General features: G+C 45.3%; 20 protein-coding genes. 14 read left to right on the top strand and 6 right to left on the bottom strand.

The features are described 5' to 3' along the window. Positions 1 to 137: 137 nt before the first annotated feature. The 4 genes from recA to P3L47_RS13305 are packed head-to-tail and all read right to left on the bottom strand — an operon-like array spanning position 138 to position 3,868. Entirely contained in the window at positions 138 to 1,181 is a 1,044-nt protein-coding gene (recA, locus tag P3L47_RS13290) for a recombinase RecA (protein ID WP_122362680.1), read from the bottom strand. Positions 1,182 to 1,186: 5 nt separating this feature from the next. Continuing rightward, positions 1,187 to 1,645 (bottom strand): thioredoxin-dependent thiol peroxidase, encoded by a 459-nt coding sequence (gene bcp / locus P3L47_RS13295; protein WP_122362679.1) that lies wholly within the window; start codon positions 1,643 to 1,645, stop codon positions 1,187 to 1,189. A gap of 10 nt (positions 1,646 to 1,655) precedes the next feature. Further along, the gene (locus P3L47_RS13300; protein WP_233577200.1) at positions 1,656 to 2,669 is read right to left on the bottom strand and encodes a radical SAM protein; all 1,014 of its coding nucleotides are present in this window, start codon (positions 2,667 to 2,669) and stop codon (positions 1,656 to 1,658) included. A gap of 5 nt (positions 2,670 to 2,674) precedes the next feature. Further along, positions 2,675 to 3,868 carry a saccharopine dehydrogenase family protein gene (locus P3L47_RS13305; protein ID WP_122362677.1) on the bottom strand — a complete coding sequence of 398 codons (1,194 nt, stop codon included), beginning with the start codon at positions 3,866 to 3,868 and terminating at the stop codon, positions 2,675 to 2,677. A gap of 372 nt (positions 3,869 to 4,240) precedes the next feature. Here P3L47_RS13305 and P3L47_RS13310 point away from each other — a divergent pair, with 372 nt between their 5' ends. The 11 genes from P3L47_RS13310 (at position 4,241) to P3L47_RS13360 (ending at position 16,653) form a co-directional block, all read left to right on the top strand. After that, the gene (locus P3L47_RS13310) at positions 4,241 to 5,593 is read left to right on the top strand and encodes a hypothetical protein (RefSeq protein WP_122362676.1); all 1,353 of its coding nucleotides are present in this window, start codon (positions 4,241 to 4,243) and stop codon (positions 5,591 to 5,593) included. Between the two features lie 89 nt (positions 5,594 to 5,682). Further along, positions 5,683 to 7,290 (top strand): OmpP1/FadL family transporter, encoded by a 1,608-nt coding sequence (locus P3L47_RS13315; protein WP_277781088.1) that lies wholly within the window; start codon positions 5,683 to 5,685, stop codon positions 7,288 to 7,290. Positions 7,291 to 7,492: 202 nt separating this feature from the next. Continuing rightward, on the top strand, positions 7,493 to 8,086 hold the full coding sequence (locus P3L47_RS13320; RefSeq protein ID WP_122362674.1) for an RNA polymerase sigma factor: 594 nt from the start codon (positions 7,493 to 7,495) through the stop codon (positions 8,084 to 8,086). A gap of 119 nt (positions 8,087 to 8,205) precedes the next feature. Continuing rightward, positions 8,206 to 8,382, top strand: coding sequence for a hypothetical protein (locus P3L47_RS13325; protein ID WP_199715718.1), 177 nt, complete (start codon positions 8,206 to 8,208; stop codon positions 8,380 to 8,382). Between the two features lie 76 nt (positions 8,383 to 8,458). Next, a complete protein-coding gene (gene rpe, locus P3L47_RS13330; RefSeq protein WP_277781089.1) occupies positions 8,459 to 9,109 on the top strand; it encodes a ribulose-phosphate 3-epimerase in 651 nt (216 codons plus the stop codon). A 36-nt stretch (positions 9,110 to 9,145) separates the two neighbouring features. Beyond that, complete coding sequence (locus P3L47_RS13335) at positions 9,146 to 10,420, top strand: ComEC/Rec2 family competence protein (RefSeq protein WP_345799076.1); 1,275 nt, start codon at positions 9,146 to 9,148, stop codon at positions 10,418 to 10,420. Positions 10,421 to 10,464: 44 nt separating this feature from the next. Then, positions 10,465 to 11,514 (top strand): DHH family phosphoesterase, encoded by a 1,050-nt coding sequence (locus P3L47_RS13340; RefSeq protein WP_277781091.1) that lies wholly within the window; start codon positions 10,465 to 10,467, stop codon positions 11,512 to 11,514. Positions 11,515 to 11,569: 55 nt separating this feature from the next. After that, positions 11,570 to 12,154 (top strand): BamK family beta-barrel-assembly machinery protein, encoded by a 585-nt coding sequence (gene bamK, locus P3L47_RS13345; RefSeq protein WP_122362670.1) that lies wholly within the window; start codon positions 11,570 to 11,572, stop codon positions 12,152 to 12,154. A gap of 12 nt (positions 12,155 to 12,166) precedes the next feature. Further along, entirely contained in the window at positions 12,167 to 13,555 is a 1,389-nt protein-coding gene (glmM, locus tag P3L47_RS13350; RefSeq protein WP_277781092.1) for a phosphoglucosamine mutase, read from the top strand. A gap of 424 nt (positions 13,556 to 13,979) precedes the next feature. Beyond that, a complete protein-coding gene (locus P3L47_RS13355) occupies positions 13,980 to 14,591 on the top strand; it encodes an HU family DNA-binding protein (protein WP_122362668.1) in 612 nt (203 codons plus the stop codon). A 1-nt stretch (position 14,592) separates the two neighbouring features. Continuing rightward, a complete protein-coding gene (locus P3L47_RS13360) occupies positions 14,593 to 16,653 on the top strand; it encodes a VapE domain-containing protein (protein ID WP_277781093.1) in 2,061 nt (686 codons plus the stop codon). Positions 16,654 to 16,992: 339 nt separating this feature from the next. Here the strand turns inward: P3L47_RS13360 and P3L47_RS13365 are convergent, their stop codons facing one another. Continuing rightward, positions 16,993 to 17,484 (bottom strand): NUDIX hydrolase, encoded by a 492-nt coding sequence (locus P3L47_RS13365; protein ID WP_277781094.1) that lies wholly within the window; start codon positions 17,482 to 17,484, stop codon positions 16,993 to 16,995. A gap of 101 nt (positions 17,485 to 17,585) precedes the next feature. On the opposite strand from P3L47_RS13365, the gene P3L47_RS13370 reads away from it, so the two are divergent. Continuing rightward, on the top strand, positions 17,586 to 17,834 hold the full coding sequence (locus tag P3L47_RS13370) for a hypothetical protein (protein ID WP_075556660.1): 249 nt from the start codon (positions 17,586 to 17,588) through the stop codon (positions 17,832 to 17,834). Next, complete coding sequence (locus P3L47_RS13375) at positions 17,831 to 18,109, top strand: Txe/YoeB family addiction module toxin (protein ID WP_277781095.1); 279 nt, start codon at positions 17,831 to 17,833, stop codon at positions 18,107 to 18,109. The genes P3L47_RS13370 and P3L47_RS13375 overlap by 4 nt, the downstream gene beginning before the upstream one ends. Before the next feature lie 8 nt (positions 18,110 to 18,117). Here the strand turns inward: P3L47_RS13375 and P3L47_RS13380 are convergent, their stop codons facing one another. Next, a complete protein-coding gene (locus P3L47_RS13380; RefSeq protein WP_277781096.1) occupies positions 18,118 to 20,181 on the bottom strand; it encodes a DNA topoisomerase 3 in 2,064 nt (687 codons plus the stop codon). Positions 20,182 to 20,337: 156 nt separating this feature from the next. Here P3L47_RS13380 and P3L47_RS13385 point away from each other — a divergent pair, with 156 nt between their 5' ends. Continuing rightward, positions 20,338 to 21,747 carry a sulfatase family protein gene (locus tag P3L47_RS13385; protein WP_122362663.1) on the top strand — a complete coding sequence of 470 codons (1,410 nt, stop codon included), beginning with the start codon at positions 20,338 to 20,340 and terminating at the stop codon, positions 21,745 to 21,747. Positions 21,748 to 21,764: the final 17 nt, after the last annotated feature.

Consider the following 21,764-nt stretch of genomic DNA (forward strand, 5'->3'; position numbering starts at 1 on the left):
AAAGTTGATATTAGGGAACGCAGATTACGCAGACGAAGCGCAGAATCTCGCAGACTTGTTAAAAAAATAAATCTGCGAAAGTCTGCGTTTTCTGCGTAATCTGCGTCCGGTAATAGCTTTCTGATAATCTGCGTAGCTTATCCTTTCAATGCTTCGAATATCAATCCGGATAATTCTTCTGCCAGTTCAGGATTGTCGTTGACGCATTGTTTGGCGGCATCACGTCCCTGTCCCAGTTTTGTATCGTTGTAGCTATACCAGGAACCGCTCTTCTTGATGATGTTCAGTTCTGCACCCAGGTCGATGATCTCTCCCGCCTTGGAAATACCTTCGCCGAACATGATATCAAATTCAGCCTTACGGAAAGGAGGAGCCACCTTGTTCTTCACTACTTTCACGCGAACCTGGTTGCCTTTCACTTCGTCGCCATCCTTCAACGTACCGATCTTACGGATATCCAGACGTACGGAAGCATAGAATTTCAGCGCGTTACCGCCGGTAGTCGTTTCCGGGTTACCGAACATCACACCGATCTTATCACGCAACTGGTTGATAAATATACAAGTCGTGTTTGTCTTATTGATCGCACCGGTCAGCTTACGCAATGCCTGAGACATCAGACGTGCCTGCAGACCCATCTTGCTGTCACCCATATCGCCTTCGATTTCGGCTTTCGGCGTCAATGCCGCAACAGAGTCGATAACGATAATATCCACGGCAGACGAACGGATCAGCTGTTCGGCAATTTCCAATGCCTGCTCACCGTTGTCCGGCTGTGAGATCCATAAGTTTTCCACATCGACACCCAGCTTTTCCGCATAGAAACGGTCGAACGCATGTTCCGCATCGATAAAGGCAGCGATACCACCCGCTTTTTGTGCTTCGGCAATAGCGTGAATCGCCAGGGTTGTCTTACCGGAAGATTCCGGTCCGTATATCTCGATAACGCGTCCTTTCGGATAACCGCCAACGCCCAGAGCGGCGTTCAGTGCGATAGAACCGGTCGGAACCACTTCTATTGCTTCTATACTTTCGTCACCCAACTTCATGATAGAACCTTTTCCGTAGTTCTTCTCAATCTTGTCCATTGCTGCGCGCAATGCTTTTAACTTGTCGGCATTTACAGCCGGTTTACCTTCCGGGGTTTTTCCCTCTTCGAATAAATTGTCTTCTTTTGCCATCCCTTTTATGAATTAAGGATTTGATTAGCATGGTCTTTTGTTTTCACCTCTTTCGGACCGATTATCTTTTCGATGACACCGTCTTCGTTGATAATAAAGGTGGTACGGAGAGTCCCCATGTATGAACGTCCGTACAGTTTCTTTTCCGCCCATACGCCAAAGGCTTGTTGCAGGGCTGTGTCCGTGTCAGCGATCAGGTTGAAAGGCAGGTTCTGCTTCGCAATGAATCCCTGGTGGGATTTTGCGCTGTCTTTACTTACCCCGACCACTTCGTAACCGGCTGCCTGTAGCTCCTGGTAACCGTCACGCAGGCTGCAGGCTTCTGCCGTGCAACCGCTTGTGTTGTCTTTCGGGTAAAAGTAAAGCGCTAGCTTCTTACCTCTGAAATCGCTGAGTTTTATTTCATTTCCGTTCTGATCAGTCCCCAACACTTCGGGGGCTTTGTCTCCAACTTGTAATGCCATATTATTCAGTTTATTTAATGTTATAATTCATCTTACGCGTCACTACCACTTTCCGGTGGTTGCCTCCTTTCAGTACTTTGCCGAACAGTTTCCTGCCCAGGTGTACCCTGGATGCATACGATTCGAATGTCTCTGTCCGGTAATCGAAATCATCTTTCCAACAGCCTTGGGGAGAGACGTAGCAGTAAGTAGCCTTTTCAATGCCGTCGTCCTCGACCTCGTCATTTTCGAGTATGATAAGATTCTGTTTCTGAGGAACCAGGCAAACAATATTTCTACGTTTGCATTCTTCTATCAACGGGACTAATATCGTATCATACTTCTCGTAAATCTGTGTAAGGTCGAAATCCTGGTATTCGGTATTCCCGATCTTTTGGATGGGCCTTAGCTGGAGAATGTCCATTTCATCCCCGATCACCTCCCAGATACGGCTTAACTCATTCAGATTCCTGTTGTTGATCGTATAGTTTATACGTAATTTGAATGCCGGATATTTCTTTTTTATTTCAGCAATATCAGCCAGTAACTCCTGGAACCGGTCAAACTTGCCGTTTGCCATCAGGTATTCATAAGTCTCCCGTGTGACCCCGTGCGCCGATAATGTCAGTTCGTCGAGCCCGGCTTCGATTGCCTCCGTCAATAACTCCCTGGTCAATAAAGCTCCGTTTGAAGTTATTGAGATGTAAGGAACATTGTATTTTTTACCCAGCGAAATGACTTTTACCAGGTCTTTATATAATGTAGGCTCCGCCCCGCAGCCAATCTGAAGCTTCAATGCCCGGTGAAACAAACGGCCGGCAATTGTTTCTATATCTTCATATCCCAGGATACCACGGTAGGTCTTTCTTTTTTCTTCATCGCTGAAATAACACATCTTGCACCTGTAGTTGCAAGCCAGTACCGGATCGAGGAAAATGCCGATGTACCTTTTACCCAGCAGGTGAAAGGCCCAAATCCCTAACAGCTTGATCCTTCTGCTTTTGATACGTGTGCTAAGACGCAGTATCCTGTAGATATTACTCATTATTCTTACAACTCAAGGTCTACATTAAACATTTCGTGCCAGGGCAAACCTTGCTCGTTCAGTTCTTTCATGAACGGATCCGGATTGAACTCTTCCACGTTCCATACGCCCGGTTTCTTCCATATTCCCTGCATGAAGAGCTTGGCACCAATCATGGCGGGAACGCCTGTCGTATAACTTACGCCCTGTGCGCCTGTTTCCTTGTAGGCTGCTTCGTGGCTGCAGTTGTTGTAGACGTAGTAAGTCTGTTCTTTTCCGTCCTTGATACCGCGGATACGGCAGCCGATAGAAGTTTCGCCCGTATAGTTTTCGCCCAGGTCACCCGGGTTAGGCAGTACGGCTTTCAGGAACTGGATCGGAACGATCTCCTGTCCGTTGTACATGATCGGGTCGATACGCGACATGCCGATATTCTGGATTACACGTAAATGAGTCAGGTATTCCTGTCCGAACGTCATCCAGAAGCGGGCACGCTTGATGGTCGGGAAGTTCTTTGTCAGACTTTCCAGCTCTTCGTGATACATCAGGTACGATTCGCGCGGACCTACATTCGGGTAGTTCAGCGGCTTGTGTACCGACAGCGGATCGGTGTCTTTCCATTCCCCGTCCTCGAAATATTTACCACGCTGGGTGATTTCGCGGATATTAATTTCCGGATTGAAGTTCGTGGCGAATGCCTTGTGGTGATCGCCTGCGTTGCAGTCTACGATGTCCAGATACTGGATTTCATCGAAATGATGCTTTGCTGCATAAGCTGTATATACTCCTGTTACGCCCGGATCGAATCCGCATCCCAGGATAGCCGTCAGCCCCGCCTTTTCAAAGCGGTCTTTGTAGGCCCACTGCCAGCTATATTCATATTTCGCCTCGTCCAGCGGTTCGTAGTTGGCGGTGTCGAGATAGCTGACACCGTAAGCCAGGCAGGCGTCCATGATGGAGAGGTCCTGATAAGGTAAAGCCAGGTTGACAACCAACTCGGGCTTGAAGTCATTAAACAATGCAACGAGCTCGTCCACGTTGTCCGCATTGACCTGTGCTGTCTTCACCTTCACATTCTTGATATCGGCAGCAATCTGGTCGCACTTGCTTTTCGTGCGGCTGGCCACCATGATATCGGTAAAAACATCAGCGTTCATCGCGATCTTTTTAACAGCAACGGTACTTACGCCCCCTGCACCAATAACTAATACTCTTCCCATTTACAAATAGAATTAATCTTGTTAATATACAGTTTACAAGGTTTTAAACCAAAGGACAAATATACGATTTATCTTTGGAAAAAATCAAACAGTAGTCTAAAAACAATCGGACGGTGAGTCGTGTCTTTTTCTCTTAGGGGAAGTGGTGCAGCGTTTGTAAGTCGAACTGCATCTTATTTAATGTAAACGCAATGCCTGGATAAATATTAAAGTTAAAGTATATATAAATGCTTGGTTCTTATTGGGAACGCGTTATATTTGTATGTAGAATGCGAGATTTTTAGAGTTATTAAGAGTACGCATTTAAACCCTGACAATGGAAACAGAGTCTAAACAGTAGAATAAATATATTAATGTAGAGGAGAAACGAATATGAAACCCATGAAATTAACATCTTTAGTGGTGATGCTCCTGGTTGGCTTCAGTGCCGCAGCCCAGGAGGAGTTCTTTGATGATGTGTATTTCTCTTCAAGTAAAGAAAAAAAGAAAGAAAAAACAGAAGAGAAGGTTATACAGCCCAAAAAAGAAGATGCAACGGGATCTTCATCTGCAATCGTTTTGGCATCGGCTTCGGATTCGCATCCGGCGTTTGAAGAAAACAGGGACGTAGATGAATACAATAGGCGATATACATCTGTCGACGTGGAAGAACCTTATGATGAGGACTTCGATGACGAGGACGGAACTTATATCGAAGAATTACCGGATAACAACCAAAAGGTAACGAAGAAATCGGAACGCCGTTCGGATACGGAATATACGGAGCGTATTGTTCGTTATCATTCTCCGAGTAAGATCACGATTGCCGGTGCAGACCAGGTGGATCTGTATCTGAGCGACGGTTATTACAGTTATGGTTACGATACGGATTACTCAGACGGTAATGCCAATGTGAATGTGAACATTAACGTGGGTAATAACTGGGGAGGCTGGTACGGTTGGAACTCTCCGTGGTATAATAACTGGTATGACCCTTGGTATAGTTACAGTCCGTGGTGGACTTACTCTTCCTGGTATGGTCCCCGCTGGGGATTCGGCTGGGGCTGGGGTGGCTTCTATGCAGGCTGGAGCAGTCCTTGGTACGGCGGTTATTGGGGCGGCGGCTACTGGGGAGGTGGCGGCTATTGGGGACACCATCACCACCATTATTATAACCCGTACAACTACAGATCGTCGGGACGTGCAATGTCAAGCCGTTATACTTCCGGAAGAAGTTCTTCCAGTCGCTATAGCTCTGCATCATCAAACCGTTCGTCATCTTACAGATCATCGAATCGTGCAACTTCTTTAAGAAGTGAAAACAACCGTGCAAGCAGTGCAAGAGGATTGAGTTCTGATCGTTATTCTACACGTTCGTCGTCTGCTTCTTCAACGAGAGGAGAAAGCATAAGAAACAATAGTAGCATACGTTCTAGCAGAAGTTCGTCTTCTTCAGGTCGCGTACAGTCTGAATCTACGGTACGTACCCGTCCGAGTACGACAACTCGTAGAAGCGAATATACCGGTTCAGGTACAAGGTCTTCATCCGGATCTTATTCAGCTCCGGCAAGAAGTAGTAGCAGCCGTTCAAGTTTCAGCACTTCTTCTCCTTCCAGAAGCCAGAGCACTTATTCCGCTCCTTCCAGAAGTAGCAGCAGTCGTAGTAGCTCATTCAGCAGTGGAGGTAGCAGTAGCAGCCGTTCAAGTGGCGGCGGAGGCGGCGGTCGTTCAGGTGGTCGCAGATAAAATATGAAAGAGATAATATAATTATAGTATAAGGGCTTGTATTCCTACATGAGCCCTTATATATTTAAAAGGTATTAACAACAGAAACGATGAAAAGAATAACGTGCTTATTTATATCGGCATTTTTCCTGGCCGGTGGTGCCGCATATGCACAAGGTGAGATGGATGCATACAGGTTGTCGCAGACGGATTTGAACGGGACTGCCCGTTATTTGGGTATGAGTGGCGCTTTTGGTGCATTAGGTGGGGATATATCGTCTATGTCTACTAACCCGGCCGGGTTGGGGATATATCGTAGCTCCGAAGTGGTTACTACGATAAGTTTATCAACGTCAAAAGCAAATACGAACTGGAATGGTTTTAAAGCGGATGCCAGTAAGACAAAGTTTAACTTTGACAATATTGCTTATGTGGGATATTTCCCGACAGGTAATGATGAAGGACTTGTAGGCTGGAATCTCGGTATTTCCTATAATCGGGTGAAGAGTTTTAACCGTTCTTACCGGATGAATGGGGCGCAGGCTTACTCGTTGGCTGATTATGTGGCTGACTTGACTTATGGTATTAAAGAAGGTAATTTGATTTATGATAAGAATGGCGGTTATGACCCTTATAATAACCCCGATGTACCCTGGTTGTCAACTTTAGGTTACGAGGCAGGTTTCTTCGATCCCTATGAAAAAGGAGGAAGCGAGTATCATTCTGCTTTCGGGAAACAGGGTGCGAACGGCTGGGAAGCTGACAGTCCTCAAAATGCCGATTTGTTGGTGAATGAGAAAGGATCTATCGGTCAATATAATATTTCATTTGCAACCAATATCTCCGATCGCTTTTTCCTGGGCGCAACGGTTGCTATAACGGATCTCGATTTCAGTATGACGACAAAGTATACAGAAGACTTTTCTGTAATGAGTCAGTTATGGCTGGATAATGGTTTGTCTACGGACGGAACAGGTTATGCTTTCAATATAGGAGCGATCGTACGTCCGGTAGATTTTCTGCGTGTTGGCGTTGCCTATAATTCTCCGACATGGTATAAGTTGACCGACTATTTTAGTGGGACAGCTCAAACAACCATCAATAATCAGGCATGGGATGCTGTGAGTACACCGGAATATCAGGCAGGAGATTATCATCTTCGTACTCCGGATCGTTGGATATTCAGTGTGGCAGGTGTCGGACAGAACTTCCTGATCAGTGCCGATTATGAATTGACTAATTATAAGCGAATGAATCTGAACGACTTGGATGGATATGAATTGAATCAGCAGAAGGATATAGATAGTGATTTTGGAATGTCCGGAACTTTGAAAGTCGGTGCGGAATATAAGGTGACTCCTCAGTTTTCTGTTCGTGCTGGAACTTTATGGAGAACATCTCCGATGAAGAAGCATATGAAAGACGGTATTTCTCCAGTGGTAGGCGGAGAGTATCTAAAAGATGCCGTCGGGGTTGTCGGTACTATTCCTAATTATACAATTGATAAGGGAACTAATTCTTATTCGATTGGGTTAGGCTATCGTTTTACACCGAACTTCTATACGGATATAGCATGTGTGTACAGAGAGTATAAGGAAGATGCTTATGCTTTCCCCAGCACATTTTTGCCGGATGGTACATCTTTTGTTAAATCCGACCCTGCTTCTTTGAAGACAAAAACGACGCAGGTAGCTTTAACCTTGGGGTATAAGTTCTAAAAATATAGTTTGTTAGCAAATGTCCCCTGTTTGTACATAAAACGTACAGGCAGGGGACATTTTTGTATAAAAATAACAGAAATATTTGTCCGTTTAAAATACTTTTTGTTCTTTTGCTTTCGAAAACAAAATTGTCTAACATTTAAAACCTCGTTGCCTATAGCATAAACATTACTCAAAGAAACTATAAAACATAGAAGTAATGAAGACTTTAAAATCGATGACCGACGAAGAACTGGTTGTCATTTATGCGCAAGGTAATAATGCTGCGTTTGATGTGTTGTTGAACCGTCATAAAAGTAGTATCCATTCCTATATTTACTTTATAGTCCGCAATAAGGAATTGACAGAAGATATCTTTCAGGAGACTTTTGTTAAGGTGATTATGACTATTAAGCAGGGCCGTTACACAGAAAACGGTAAGTTTAAAGCATGGATCACACGTATTGCACATAATCTGATCATTGATAACTTCCGCCAGGAACGCAGTGAGAATACGGTTTCCAATGATGAAGTGGAAGTGGATCTGTTCAATAATATAAAACTTTGCGACGGAACGATTGAAGATAACATCGTACGCCACCAGGTATTGTCGGATGTGAAGAAACTGGTAAAACATTTGCCCGACAGTCAGCGTGAAGTGCTGGAGATGCGGTATTATCAGGATCTGAGCTTTAAAGAAATTGCCGATATCACAGGTGTCAGTATAAATACGGCATTGGGCCGCATGCGTTATGCGATCCTGAACATGCGCCGTATGGCTGAAGAAAACAGCATAGAGTTATCTATGGCATGATCGGTTCACGAAACGAGCCAATTGTGATTTTTATCATCCGGTAAAAAATATTCTCCGGTTCATATAATAAGTAGAATAATCTCCCGTTTTATTATCAAACGAATAAAAAGGGGATGCCTATGAAGAGATTTTCTACACAATGTATGGATGGATTGAAAGATAGAACTAAAAAGAACCGGAACGAGAAGAAAAGTACACCAAGCAGACAAACGCTTGATTTCCTTTCTCAATTTGCAAGGAGCTACCACGTAGAGCCTGCATTGCAACCGGAACTCTGTGGTTATGTGATGAACTAAGAAATTGAAGGAAAGAGGACACTAACATCGTGTTCTCTTTCCTTTTTTTGTACCTTTGCCAAAAAGACTTGAGATTATGAAACATAAAATTGCTCCTTCTTTGTTGTCTGCCGATTTCCTGAACCTGCAAAAAGAGGTGGAAATGATCAATAACAGTGAGGCGGACTGGTTGCATATGGATATTATGGACGGTGTTTTCGTTCCGAATATTTCTTTTGGCTTTCCGGTGTTGAACGCTGTAAAACCGATCCTGAAGAAACCGATGGATGTACATCTGATGATCGTCGAACCCCAGAAGTTTGTCAAGGAGGTGGCGGCTGCAGGTGCTTATATGATGAATATTCATTATGAAGCCTGTACCCATCTGCATCGGACTGTCGGCGCGATAAAAGAGGCGGGCATGAAAGCGGCTGTTACGCTCAATCCGCATACGCCGATCAGCCTGCTGGAAGATATTATACAGGATTTGGATATGGTCTTGCTGATGTCGGTTAATCCGGGCTTCGGCGGACAACGTTTTATCGAGCATTCAGTCAATAAGACGGCTCGTCTGAAAGAAATGATCCGCGAGAGGGGACTGGATACGCTGATCGAGGTAGATGGGGGCGTGAATCTGGAAACAGGAAAACGATTGCTTGAAGCCGGGGCGGATGTACTGGTTGCCGGTAGCTTTGTTTTCAGCTCTCCTGATCCGATACAAACGATAAAAGAGCTGAAAGAGATGTAGAGAATTTGATAACCAACCAAAACCGACCTTTGTATGATCCTGAAAGAAATACAGAAGCGGCCGTTTGTCAGGCCGCTTTTCATTTGGATAACCGGAATCTTGCTGCAATCTTCCTTTCATTGTAGTCTCGTCTCGTTGTTACTGATCGTAGTTTCTATGATCTTCATCGCTTTTGCCTGGCTGGCTCCGGGCATGCAGCCGGAAGGTTGTAATTATGAATTACGCTGGATATGGGGCGTGGTATTCCTTTCTTTATTGCTTAGCTTTTCGATACAGCGGACTGCTTACTGGCAGGACAGGAGGGAAGAACCTGCTGTTTCCTCATTAATGAAATTTGCCCGGCAGGAACAAGCCGACTTGCTGAAGCCTTTCGACCGGCTGAATCTGTCTAAAGAAGAGAAGTCGGTGCTGGCAACCATTACGCTGGGATATCGTAAAGATATGAGCCGTGATGTGAGGAAGCGGTTTTCCGTCACCGGTGTTGCCCATCTTTTGGCAGTAAGTGGTTTTCATGTGGCTGTCGTCTGCGGGTTCCTGTCTTTCCTGTTCTCTTTTTTGCCTAAGAGTGGTTTCTGTAGATGGGGGAGGTATTTGTCGACGCTTTGCCTGCTTTGGTGTTTTGTGGTGGTAACCGGATTGGCACCGTCGGCTGTTCGTGCCGGTTTGATGCTGACGCTTTATCTGACCGGGCAGGTACTTAGGCGGAGGACTGACGGGTATAATACATTGGCGGCAGCAGCTTTCTGCATGTTGGTCTTTAATCCGTTGTATCTCTTCGATGTCGGTTTTCAGTTGAGCTATCTGGCTGTCTTGGCGATCTTGTTTCTACAACCTCGTTTACAGAACCTTATCGTCGTGAGAAATCCGTTGGTGGCAATACCCTGGGGCTGGATAACCGTCACACTGGCAGCTCAGGCGGGAACGACCTTGCTTTGCCTCTATTATTTCCGGCAGTTCTCGCTGGTCTTCCTATGCACCAATCTGCCATTGACCTTCCTGTCGACCTTTCTTATTCCGGCAGGGCTTGTCTGGCTCTTGCTTCCTCCCGGTATTCCCGGATACGGATTGTTGCAGCTGTTTGTAGAAAGGCTGACGCATACCTTGTTTTGGATCGTAGATGCTTTCAGCCGCGTGACGCAGGTTACTTTTCAGGGGCGTATCGATGTATGGTTTACCGTGCTGGGATATTCTTCCATACTCTCATTCTTATTGTATGTCAAAACCAGGCGGCCGGGGTTTCTTCTGGCAGGTTTACTTCTATTGTTATTTATATTCTTTGAATTGCTTATTGAACGTTTTTTTACTGGGTAGAACGCAAAAAAGTACTACCTTTGTCACTGTAAACAAGATTATATATGATTACAAAAATCATTCACGAAGAGAAAATACAGAAAGCCAAGAAATACGTTGAGAAAGGCGAAAGTTTTGTCATTGTAACCCATGTCACCCCTGACGGTGATGCTATTGGTTCTTCTTTGGGGTTGTACCATTTCCTTACTACGTATGGTAAAGATAATGTAACAGTTGTTGTCCCGAATGAATTTCCCTCGTTCTACAGATGGATGCCGGGAGCAAAAGATATTGTGATTCATGAGAAGTATCCTGATTTTGCCGAACAGCTGATCCATGATGCGGATGTTATTTTTTGCCTGGACTTTAACGAGCCTAAGCGTATCGAGAAGCTGGCTCCTGCCGTTATCGCTTCTGAAGGGCGTAAGGTGATGATCGATCATCATCTGAATCCGGCCGATTTCTGTCGGGTAACGATGTCGTATCCGGAAATGTCGTCGACCAGCGAGATGGTTTTCCGTTTCATTTGCCGTATGGGAATGTTCGACCTGATGACGAAAGAGGCGGCTGCATGTATCTATACAGGGATGATGACGGATACCGGTTCGTTTACTTATAATTCCAATAAACCGGAAATTTATACGATCATCAGTGAACTGATCAAGAAAGGGATCGATAAAGACTTGATATATCGTAAGGTATTCCAGGTTTACTCTGAATCTCGTCTGCGCATGCAAGGGTATGTCTTGTATGAAAAGATGAAGATTTATCCGGAACATCATGCGGCCCTGATAACTCTTTCAAAGGAGGAATTGGATCGGTTCCATTACAAAACAGGGGATACGGAGGGTTTTGTCAATATGCCGTTAAGTATTGAGGGAGTTACATTCAGTGTCTTTATCCGTGAAGACAGAGATTATATTAAAGTCTCACTCCGTTCGGTAGGTGATTTTCCTTGTAACCTGTTTGCTTGTCAGTATTTTAATGGCGGCGGACATAAAAATGCTTCCGGCGGAGAGTTTTTCGGCTCTTTGGAGGATGCTGTAGCTACGTTTGAAAAGGGATTGAAAGAATTTAATCCTAATAAAACAGAAGAAATAGAGAAACTTGCCTGAGATATGGCAGATATTATTTACATTTGTCGCTCATTTATACATTAAAGAATAACAGATGAAGAGAGGTTTTAATATCCTGATGATTTTGTGTGTGGCTCTGCTGGTGGCTTCGTGCGATAAAACGAAGTCGTATACTGAGCATTTGAAGGATGAGAGGAAAGCGATTGATCGGTTGATTGATCATGAGGGATTTAAGATTCTTAAAAACTATCCGTCAGATGGTGTTTTTAAGGAAAATGAATTTGTGAAGTTGGACAATGATGTGTATCTGAACGTGATAGATTCCGGTAATGGGAATAGGGCGGTATTGGGACAAACAAAGGTCTTTTGCCGGTTTGAAGCGTATGGAATACTGGATTCGGATACAGCTTATTTAATGGCTAATAACCTAACTTACGGACCATCATATGTCTATGGATATCCAACTGAATTTGTTTTCGGTTATAATGTTTATTCCGGAGAATATGTAAATTACTTCCCTGATCAATTTGTCGGCGAAGGGTTGGCAACGCCTCTATATCATGTAGGGGAAGGGGCTGTCGTTCGACTGATTGTTCCGTTTAAGCGGATGGGAAATACTTTTCAAAGCCAATATTTCCCGGTTTATTTCAAAAAAGTAAGATATACATTTGAAAAATAATCTAATTTACTTATGACTCTAATTAAATCTATTTCCGGTATTCGCGGTACAATAGGCGGAGCACCGGAGGACGGACTAAATCCGTTGGCCATAGTGAAGTTTGTAGCAGCTTATGCTACCTTCATCAGAAAAAACACGACAGTTACAACAAATAAAATCGTAGTCGGACGCGATGCCCGCATCTCAGGACCGATGGTTAAACAGGTGGTTTTGGGTACGCTTACAGGTATGGGATTCGATGTTGTCGATATCGATTTGGCTACAACCCCGACTACTGAATTAGCCGTAGCTATGGAAGGTGCATGCGGTGGTATTATATTGACTGCCAGTCATAATCCGAAACAATGGAATGCCTTGAAGTTGTTGAACGAGAAAGGTGAGTTCCTGAATGCTGCTGAAGGTGCTGAGGTACTGGATATTGCAGCTTCCGAAAGTTTTGAATTTGCAGATGTCGATCATTTGGGAAAAGTGATTGTCGACAATACATATAAACAGAAACATATCGAGAGTGTACTCAATCTTGACTTGGTGGACGTAGAAGCTATCAAGGCGGCTAACTTCCGGGTAGCTATTGATGCAGTGAACTCTGTGGGTGGTATCGTTTTGCCGGATTTGCTGTATGCATTGGGTGTAAAGGAAATCTTTAAACTGCATTGTGCACCTCACGGAAACTTCTCTCATAATCCGGAACCTATCCCTGAAAACCTGACAGAGATTTCAGACCTGATGAAGCATGCGAAAGCGGATGTCGGTTTCGTTGTCGATCCGGATGTAGACCGCTTGGCTATTATCTGCGAAGACGGTGAAATGTTTGGTGAAGAATATACATTAGTAGCTGTTGCCGATTATATTTTGAGTCATACTCCGGGTAACACTGTCAGCAATCTGAGTTCAAGCCGTGCATTGCGTGATGTCACTCGTGCTCATGGTTGCGAATACAATGCAGCAGCTGTAGGTGAGGTAAATGTTGTTACGAAGATGAAAGCAACCAATGCAGTGATTGGCGGTGAAGGCAACGGCGGTGTGATCTATCCGGCCAGCCATTACGGTCGTGATGCGTTGGTAGGTATCGCTTTGTTCCTGACTCATCTGGCAAAGAAGAAAATGAAGACAAGTGAGTTACGTGCCAGCTATCCTCCGTATTTCATCTCTAAACAGAAAGTACAACTGACTCCGGAGATCGATGTGGATGCTATCTTGGCTAAAGTAAAAGAGAAATTCGCTCAATATGATATTACAGATATCGATGGTGTGAAGATCGACTTCCCGGATAAATGGGTTCACCTTCGTAAAAGTAATACAGAACCGATCATCCGTATCTATTCAGAAGCCCATACTATGGAAGAAGCTGAAGAGATTGGCGGCGAACTGATCGCGGTGATCAACGAGATGTGCAAGTAATCCAAAGAATACATATAAAAACACTTATAAACCATTCACCCTTCACCTTCTCCTTCTTAAAGTGCTGGTTTGTTTTACTTTAAGTAGGTGAATGGAGGGTGAACGGTTTCTCTAAAAGGTGAATGGTTGGCTTAAACCGTTCACCTTTTGAGTTTCATATTTTCCCACACTTAAAATAAGTAACACTTTTCTCCCTGTATATTACCACAAAACCAATAATAAACTATACCTTTAGATACGACTTTGAAATCAAAGGATGGCTGTCGTTAAGCTTTGCGACCTCCGTCGTTAAGCTTGATGACGGAGGTGGTTAAGCATGCCGACCACGGTCGTTAAGTGAAAGAGTTATAGGGTTTGCCTTAAATAGTACTGACTTACTCCTTACTTACAAGTGAGGCAGGAAGTAGAAAAAACAATCGTATATATGCCAGCAAAGTATTTGTTTTACAAAAATCCTCATTCTCCCGGACAGGAAGAAGAAGAAGGCGTATTGCATGCCCGTGTCGTGGAAGGGCAGGTGCTGCGTTTTGAAAAGTTATGTGAGATAATTGCCGATCGCGGTACCTTCAATGAAGGAGAGGTCAAAGGTATAATGACTTTTTTTAAAGAAGAGTTGGTTCGGGCACTGAAAGACGGTGACTCGGTGGAGATCGATGGGATAGGTTCGTTTTATGTTACGGCTAAATGTCCGCCTATACGTGACCCCAAAGAGATCAGGGCGGAAAGTATCCGGTTTTCGAAAGTTGTTTTCCGGGCCTGTAAGGAACTGAAAAAGGAGATGAGCTCCATGCATTTCGAGAGGGCGACGGATTATCGAAAAAAAGTGGCCTACATTCCCGGGCAACGTCAGGAACGTATTCTCCGTTATCTGTCGAATCACAGGGAGGTCACCAGTTCCGATTGCATGGGGGTGAATGTCTGTTCCCGTTATATAGCCCAGCAGGATCTGAAGTTGTTGAGAGAAGAGGGGCGTATCGTTCGTCTGGGAGGTCCGAAAGTAGCTGTTTATGTTTTAGCGGAGAAAAAAGAGGTGTGAAATGAAAGTTACATTATTGAAAGGAAATCTGAGTTCCGGCAAGCTGGTGGCACTGGAAACCGTCGCGGAACGTATAAAGGATGAGGATCAAGCCCGGCGGGTGAGGGATATGCGTGAAATGATTCCTTATTGTTCGCCCGGAAGCCGGTTGGCTGATGCGGAAAAAATTCCGGTGGTACTCTTTGCTTCCGGTTATAAGGAGCAGGTTTGGAAGCAGTATAACGGTTTGGTTTTACTGGAATTTAATCGTTTGGCAAACAGGGCGGAGGCCAGGCGGTTGCGTGATGAGATTACGAAGTATAACCAGCCTTTATTGGCCTTTATCGGTTCAAGCGGATTAAGTGTGAAGGTCGTGGTTCGCTATACGCTGCCGGACGGTTCGCTGCCGGTGGAGAAAGAGGCGGCGGATTGTTTTCATGCACATGCCTATCGCAGGGCGGTATTGCATTATCAGGCGCAATTACAGTGGCCGGTCGATTTCAAGGAGCTGTCGCTCGACCGGGGATGCCGCTTGTCGTTCGATCCGGAGTGTTTTTATAATCCGGAGTCGTTGCCTGTCCGGATGGAACAGCCGTTGAAGATGCCTGAAGATTCCGCATATACGGAACAGATACGGGTTTCTGATGATCCGCTGGCACGTATCTTGCCGGGTGTGGAGCAATATAATAAGATGGCAATGCTTTTCGAGACTTGCCTGAATCAGGTGTATCGTGAACAGGGTCCCGATTGGGGAGAGAAGGAACCGAAAGATTTTATAGCGGCGGTCAGTGCGCTTTGTTTCGACTCGGGTGTTCCGGAGGAAGATGTCGTGCGCTGGCTTTATTTCCGGATGTGGAGTCTTGGCGATCAGCCTTTGCTGAGGCTGACGGTTCATAATGTGTATCTTTCGCGTAAATCGTTCGGGAAAAAACCTTGCCTGCCGCAGCCGATGAACCTGCTGGCACGGATGGAGGAGTTTCTGAAACGGCGGTATGAGTTTCGGAAGAACGAGATTATCGGGGAGGTAGAGTACAGGGAGAAACATTCTTTCTGTTTTCGTTTTCGACCGGTGACGCCGGAGGTGCTGAATGGGATCTGTCTGAATGCGATGGAGGAAGGGCTCGATATCTGGGATAAAGATGTGAGGCGTTATATTTATTCACCGCGGGTACCGAACTACAATCCGCTGGAGGAGTTTCTATACAATTTGCCGGGATGGGACGGAAAGGACCGGATACGTGCATTGGCGGATACGGTGCCGACATCGGATCCGGAGTGGAGGAATCGTTTTTATGTTTGGTTTGTCAGCATGGTTGCGCATTGGCAAAAGACAGACCGGTTGTATGCGAACAGCCTGGTGCCGGTACTGGTTGGCGGACAAGGGATTTCGAAATCGACGTTTTTCCGTTTGCTTCTGCCGCCTGTGTTAAGGGATTATCATGCGGAAAGTATTAATTTGGAGAATAAGAGTGAGGCGGAGTTGCTGATGGCTCAGAACGTATTGATCACGATCGATGAGTTCGACCGTTTGAGCCGGAAGTATCAGGCTGATTTGAAACACCTGATCCAGAAACCGGAAGTGAAGATACGGCGTCCGCATCAGAAGACATTTCAGCAGATGAGGCGTTTGGCTTCTTTTTCGGCTACGGCCAATCCGATGGAGTTGCTGACCGATCCGACCGGCAGTCGTCGGTATGTATGTGTACAGGTAACGGGGCCGATCGATGTTTCTTCTCCGTTGGAGTACGAACAGTTGTATGCGCAGGCAGTCCATGCTATTCGTTCGGGCGAACGTTATTGGCTGAATACGGAAGAAGAGCAGCTGTTGACGCAGAGTAATGCCGGTTTTCAAGACGAGCCGTTGGAGATGCAATATCTGTTCAGTTATTTCCGTTTGCCGGAAGAAGGGGAGCGGGAAGAGCGGTTTACGTCAGTCGAATTGTTGGATATTATTTCGGAACGCTCCAAACGGAAGTTCAGTAATACGTCGGCTTGTCGTTTCGGTAAAATGCTGAATGCCTCAGGGATTCGGAAGATACATACGAGGACTGGGAATTATTATTGTTTGGTGAGGAAAGTGTAGAAAATAATGAACCCAAATGACAGGTTTTGTAGGGGCGGGGTTTGCCCGCCCTTTGCGACAATAATATAACAACCGGTGAAGAAGGGCGGGCAGACCCCGCCCCTACGGTCGAACCTGCCTGTTCCATTATGATGGCGCCTGTAAGGGCGGTTCGCGAACCGCCCCTACCAACGACACTACATTCAAATTTGACAAAATATGAAGGTGAACGGTTTACTATTAACCATTCACCTCTTTTTGAAACCATTCACCAGTGTTTATCGGAGATGTGTCTTGTTTTACAATGTGTTGAATGTGGATTGGTGAACGGTGAACGGTTTTTATGCTATTTTTAATATGTTATAAGAATAATCGCTGAAACTCCTGCTCGAAATTCGGAGTAAATACGCTTTTCCCCAGATTGGCTTTTATCTCTTCCATCGGCCAGAAACGTCCGCCATCCAACTCTTCGGCATCCGGTTGGATTTCTCCGTTATAAACGGTACGGAAAGTATTGACCAGTTCTTTTTCGATGACCGATTCGAAAACATAGCGGGTGATGAATTGTGGTGTAAACTCGGTTATACCTAATTCTTCCCGAACTTCCCGGCGAAGCGCATCCTCTACTGTTTCACCATAATCGATATGTCCGCCGACAGCCGTATCCCATTTACCCGGCTGGATATCTTTATTCATCGAACGCTTTTGCAGATACAATTCTCCCGCATCATTAAAAATATGCAGGTGGATGACTGGGTGTAATTGTTTACTCCCACTATGGCATTCCCGGCGAGTCGCCTTACCTATTGTTTCTCCCTCTTCGTTGACCAGAGGGAACCATTCTTCTTTCATCTTTTTCTATATTTTGAGCATGCAAAGATAAGGAATAAAGGAGGTTGGAATATGGATTTTAATTATTACTTTTGCAAAGGACATAATAAAAAGAAATAACTATGACAAAATCAACTATGGCCCTGGAAGCTGAAAAAGCTGAATTGGCAAGAATTGTATTAGCCTTGGATGATATGGATTTAGTAAAGAAAGTAAAAGCCTCCATCAAACGTATTACTACTCCGAAAGAAGATCCTTTCTTTACCAACCCGGCAAACTTGGCGCATTTCCGGAAATCTGTGCAACAGAAGGAAAACGGAGAAGTCGTGGAGTTGACACCTGAACTTCAGAAAGAGTTGCTTGGTTTATGAAATATAAACTGATTATTACTGAGAAAGCTAAGGTGGATATTGCTTCCTTCTCTAGTACAGGTGATAAAGCAGCTGCTAAGAAAGTGAATGCATTATTAAATGAATTACGTGAACATCCTTACACCGGCACCGGTAAACCTGAGGCTTTGCGGGGAAACTGGTCCGGCTATTGGTCTCGCCGTATCAATAAAAAAGACCGGTTAATTTATACGGTTGAGGAAGACAAAGTAATCGTAACGGTAGTACAAGCGAAAGAGCATTATAATGACAAATGATAGAGCCATTATAATGCTTTTATAACATCCGCCAATTCCTTATCCGATAACCCTTCTCCATAAGTCGCATAATCCAGACGGAACGTGCAGCCGTTTTTATATTCGGAACAGCCGTATGCCGTTTTGCCACGCAGGATATTTCCTTTCTTACAGATCGGACAAACAGGTTTTTCTATTTCTTTCGGTTTCTCTTCCTTCTTAGCACGTGGCTTGCGGGGTTTCTTTTCCTTTTTCTCCTCTTTAGTCCCTTTTTCTGCTTTCGGAGCTTCTTTGGCAGCCTCCTCGATGGTGATCGTGCGGGTAGACTGGTCGGACAGTACGTTGATGACTACCTGGTTTACCATTTGTTTCAGTTCTTCCAGGAAAGTCCGGGCTTCATATGTGCCCCGTTCTATCTGACGCAGTTTCTTTTCCCATAAACCGGTAAGTTCGGCACTTTTGAGCAGCTCTTCATGTATCGTACCGATCAGTTCCTTTCCTGTTGCGGTAGGGAACAGGTTCTTACGTTCTTTCCGGATATAGTTCCGTTTGAATAATGTTTCGATAATTGCGGCACGGGTGGAAGGACGACCGATGCCATTCTCTTTCAAGGCATCCCGCAAGTCTTCATTATCCACTAATTTACCGGCTGTCTCCATGGCACGAAGCAAGGTCGCTTCCGTATATGGCTTGGGGGGAGTCGTCCATGTCTCCTTCAGCAATGGTTTGTGAGGACCTGACTCTCCTTTCGTAAAGTCAGGCAAAACACCTTCTTCTTCGGTCGGTTCGGCATCCGGGTCTTTCTGTTCCGCTCCGAAAACGACACGCCATCCCGGCTTCAATATCTGCTTTCCGGTCACTTTAAAATCCACCTTACCCACTTTGCCGAGTACGGTAGTAGTTGATATTTCGCAATCCGGATAAAAGGCGGCTATAAAGCGGCGGGCAACCAGGTCATACACCTTCCGTTCGTTTTCCGTCAGATTACGGGCCGGAACACCGGTCGGGATGATCGCATGGTGATCGGTAACCTTCGAGTTGTCGAATACCTTTTTGCTTTTAGGAATCTTGGCGTTCAGTAACGGAGCAGTCAGCTCGGTATAGTCCACCAGACCTTTCAGCGTATTCGGGACTTTCGGATAAATATCTTCACTCAGGAATGTGGTATCTACACGCGGATAGGTCGTCACTTTCTTTTCATATAATGACTGGATCAGTTTCAACGTATCGTCGGCGGTAAAGGCAAATTTCTTATTGCACTCTACCTGCAACGAGGTCAGGTCGAAAAGACGGGGAGCATATTCTTTCCCTTTCTTTTCGGAGATATCGGTGACGGTGAAGTCCTCCTGCTGTACGATTTCCAGAAAAGCTTCTCCTTCCTCTTTCTTGGTAAATTTACCTTTAGTGGCGGAAAACGTCGTATTCCGGTAGACCGTCTTTAATTCCCAGTAAGGTTCGGGCTTGAAATTGTCTATTTCTGCCTGCCGGTTGACGATCAGTGCCAGTGTCGGTGTCTGAACGCGTCCGATGGAAAGGACCTGGCGGTTTTGTCCGTAACGGATCGTGTATAAACGGGTAGCGTTCATTCCCAATAGCCAGTCGCCGATGGCACGTGACAGTCCGGCTTCGTATAATGTCTTAAATTCGGTTTGTTCCTTCAGATGCTGGAAACCTTCGCGGATGGCCTCTTCGGTCAGAGAAGAGATCCACAGTCGGTAGACCGGGCAGGTACAACCGGCTTTCTGCATCACCCAACGTTGTATCAATTCCCCTTCCTGGCCGGCATCACCGCAGTTGATCACCATTTCCGCATTCTGCATGAGGGTTTCGATCACTTTGAACTGCTGCTCGTAAGTCGGGTTACTGATCAGTTTGATACCGAAACGGGGCGGGATCATCGGAAGCGCACTCAGGCTCCACCGTTTCCATTCGTCGGCATAGTCATGAGGCTCCTTCAGTGTACACAGATGTCCGAATGTCCAGGTAACCTGATATCCGTTTCCTTCAATATACCCGTTCATCTTTTTTGTAGCCCCCAGTACTTCGGCAATCTCGCGTGCCACACTCGGTTTTTCAGCAATACATACTTTCATCTGCAATCTAATCCTTTCGTAAAAATCATACAAATGTACGCTTTCCTGTTGATATTTCCATGAGAAAGTTCTGTTCAGATACTTGTTTCTTTGGAAAACTTTGCGAACTTTGTCTTGCCTAAAAGGTGCGCAAAGTTTAACAAGAAACATAATATCATGAACAGCAAACTATTCTTACTGGCTGCTGCATCCGCATTTTCAATGTCTGGTGTGGCCGCAAACTACACCAACTTTATCATCATCAACCTCGACGATGCAGGTTATGGGGATTTCTCTTATAACGGTGCCTACGGATATAAAACGCCGAACATCGACCGTATGGCTGCCGAAGGAGTCCGTTTCACTCATTTCCTAGCCGGACAACCTATCAGCGGTGCATCGCGTGCCGGATTGCTGACCGGTTGCTATCCGAACCGTATCGGTTTTGCCGGAGCACCGGGACCGGGTTCTGATTATGGTATCAGTCCAGATGAAATGACGATAGGGGAATTATTGAAACAAAAAGGATATAGTACGGCTGTTTTTGGTAAATGGCATTTGGGAGACGCCAAACAATTTCTTCCTTTGCAGAACGGTTTCGATGAATATTACGGGCTGCCTTATTCCAATGATATGTGGCCTTTCCATCCGCAACAGGGGGAAGTGTTCAATTTCCCGGATCTGCCGACTTACGATGGAAACGAAATAGTCGGTTATAATACCGATCAGACCCAATTTACAACCGATTATACGAATCGTACGGTAAACTTCATCAAGAAAAACAAAAATAAACCGTTCTTTATCTATTTGGCGCATTCCATGCCGCACGTGCCACTGGCTGTTTCCGATAAGTTTAAAGGAAAGAGTGAACAGGGGTTATACGGTGATGTAATGATGGAACTGGACTGGAGTGTCGGTGAAGTGTTGAAAGCATTACGTGAACAAGGATTGGAAGAAAACACCCTGATCGTCCTCACTTCCGATAACGGTCCCTGGGCTAACTACGGAAACCATGCCGGTTCTGCCGGAGGATTGCGTGAAGCAAAGGCCACCACTTTCGATGGCGGTAACCGTATTCCTTGCGTCATGTACTGGAAAGGGGTGACCCAACCGGGAACAACCTGCAACAAACTAGCTTCCAATATCGACCTGTTGCCTACGCTGGCAGATATCAGTGGTGCTCCGCTGCCGCAGCGTAAGATTGACGGTGTAAGTATCCTGCCGTTAATCAAGGGAGAAAAGGATGCTAATCCGCGTGAATCGTTCGTCTATTATTATCATAAGAATGATCTGGAAGCAGTGACAGACGGCAAGTTCAAACTCGTTTTCCCGCATAAGTATGTAACTTATGGTGCTTACGTGCCGGGTAATGACGGTCAGCCGGGTGATTTGACGAACCTGGAATTGAAAAAGGCTGAAATGTACGACCTGCGCCGTGATCCGGGAGAACGTTACGATGTCATTTCCCAATATCCGGAAGAAGCAGCCAAGCTGATGAAGATCGCCGATGATATGCGCAAGGATCTGGGAGATAACCTGACACGTGTGAAAGGTCCTGGACGTCGTGAACCGGGGAAACTGAAATAATATATTATTATATAGGT

The organism is Parabacteroides chongii (assembly GCF_029581355.1).
Lineage (GTDB): Bacteria > Bacteroidota > Bacteroidia > Bacteroidales > Tannerellaceae > Parabacteroides > Parabacteroides chongii.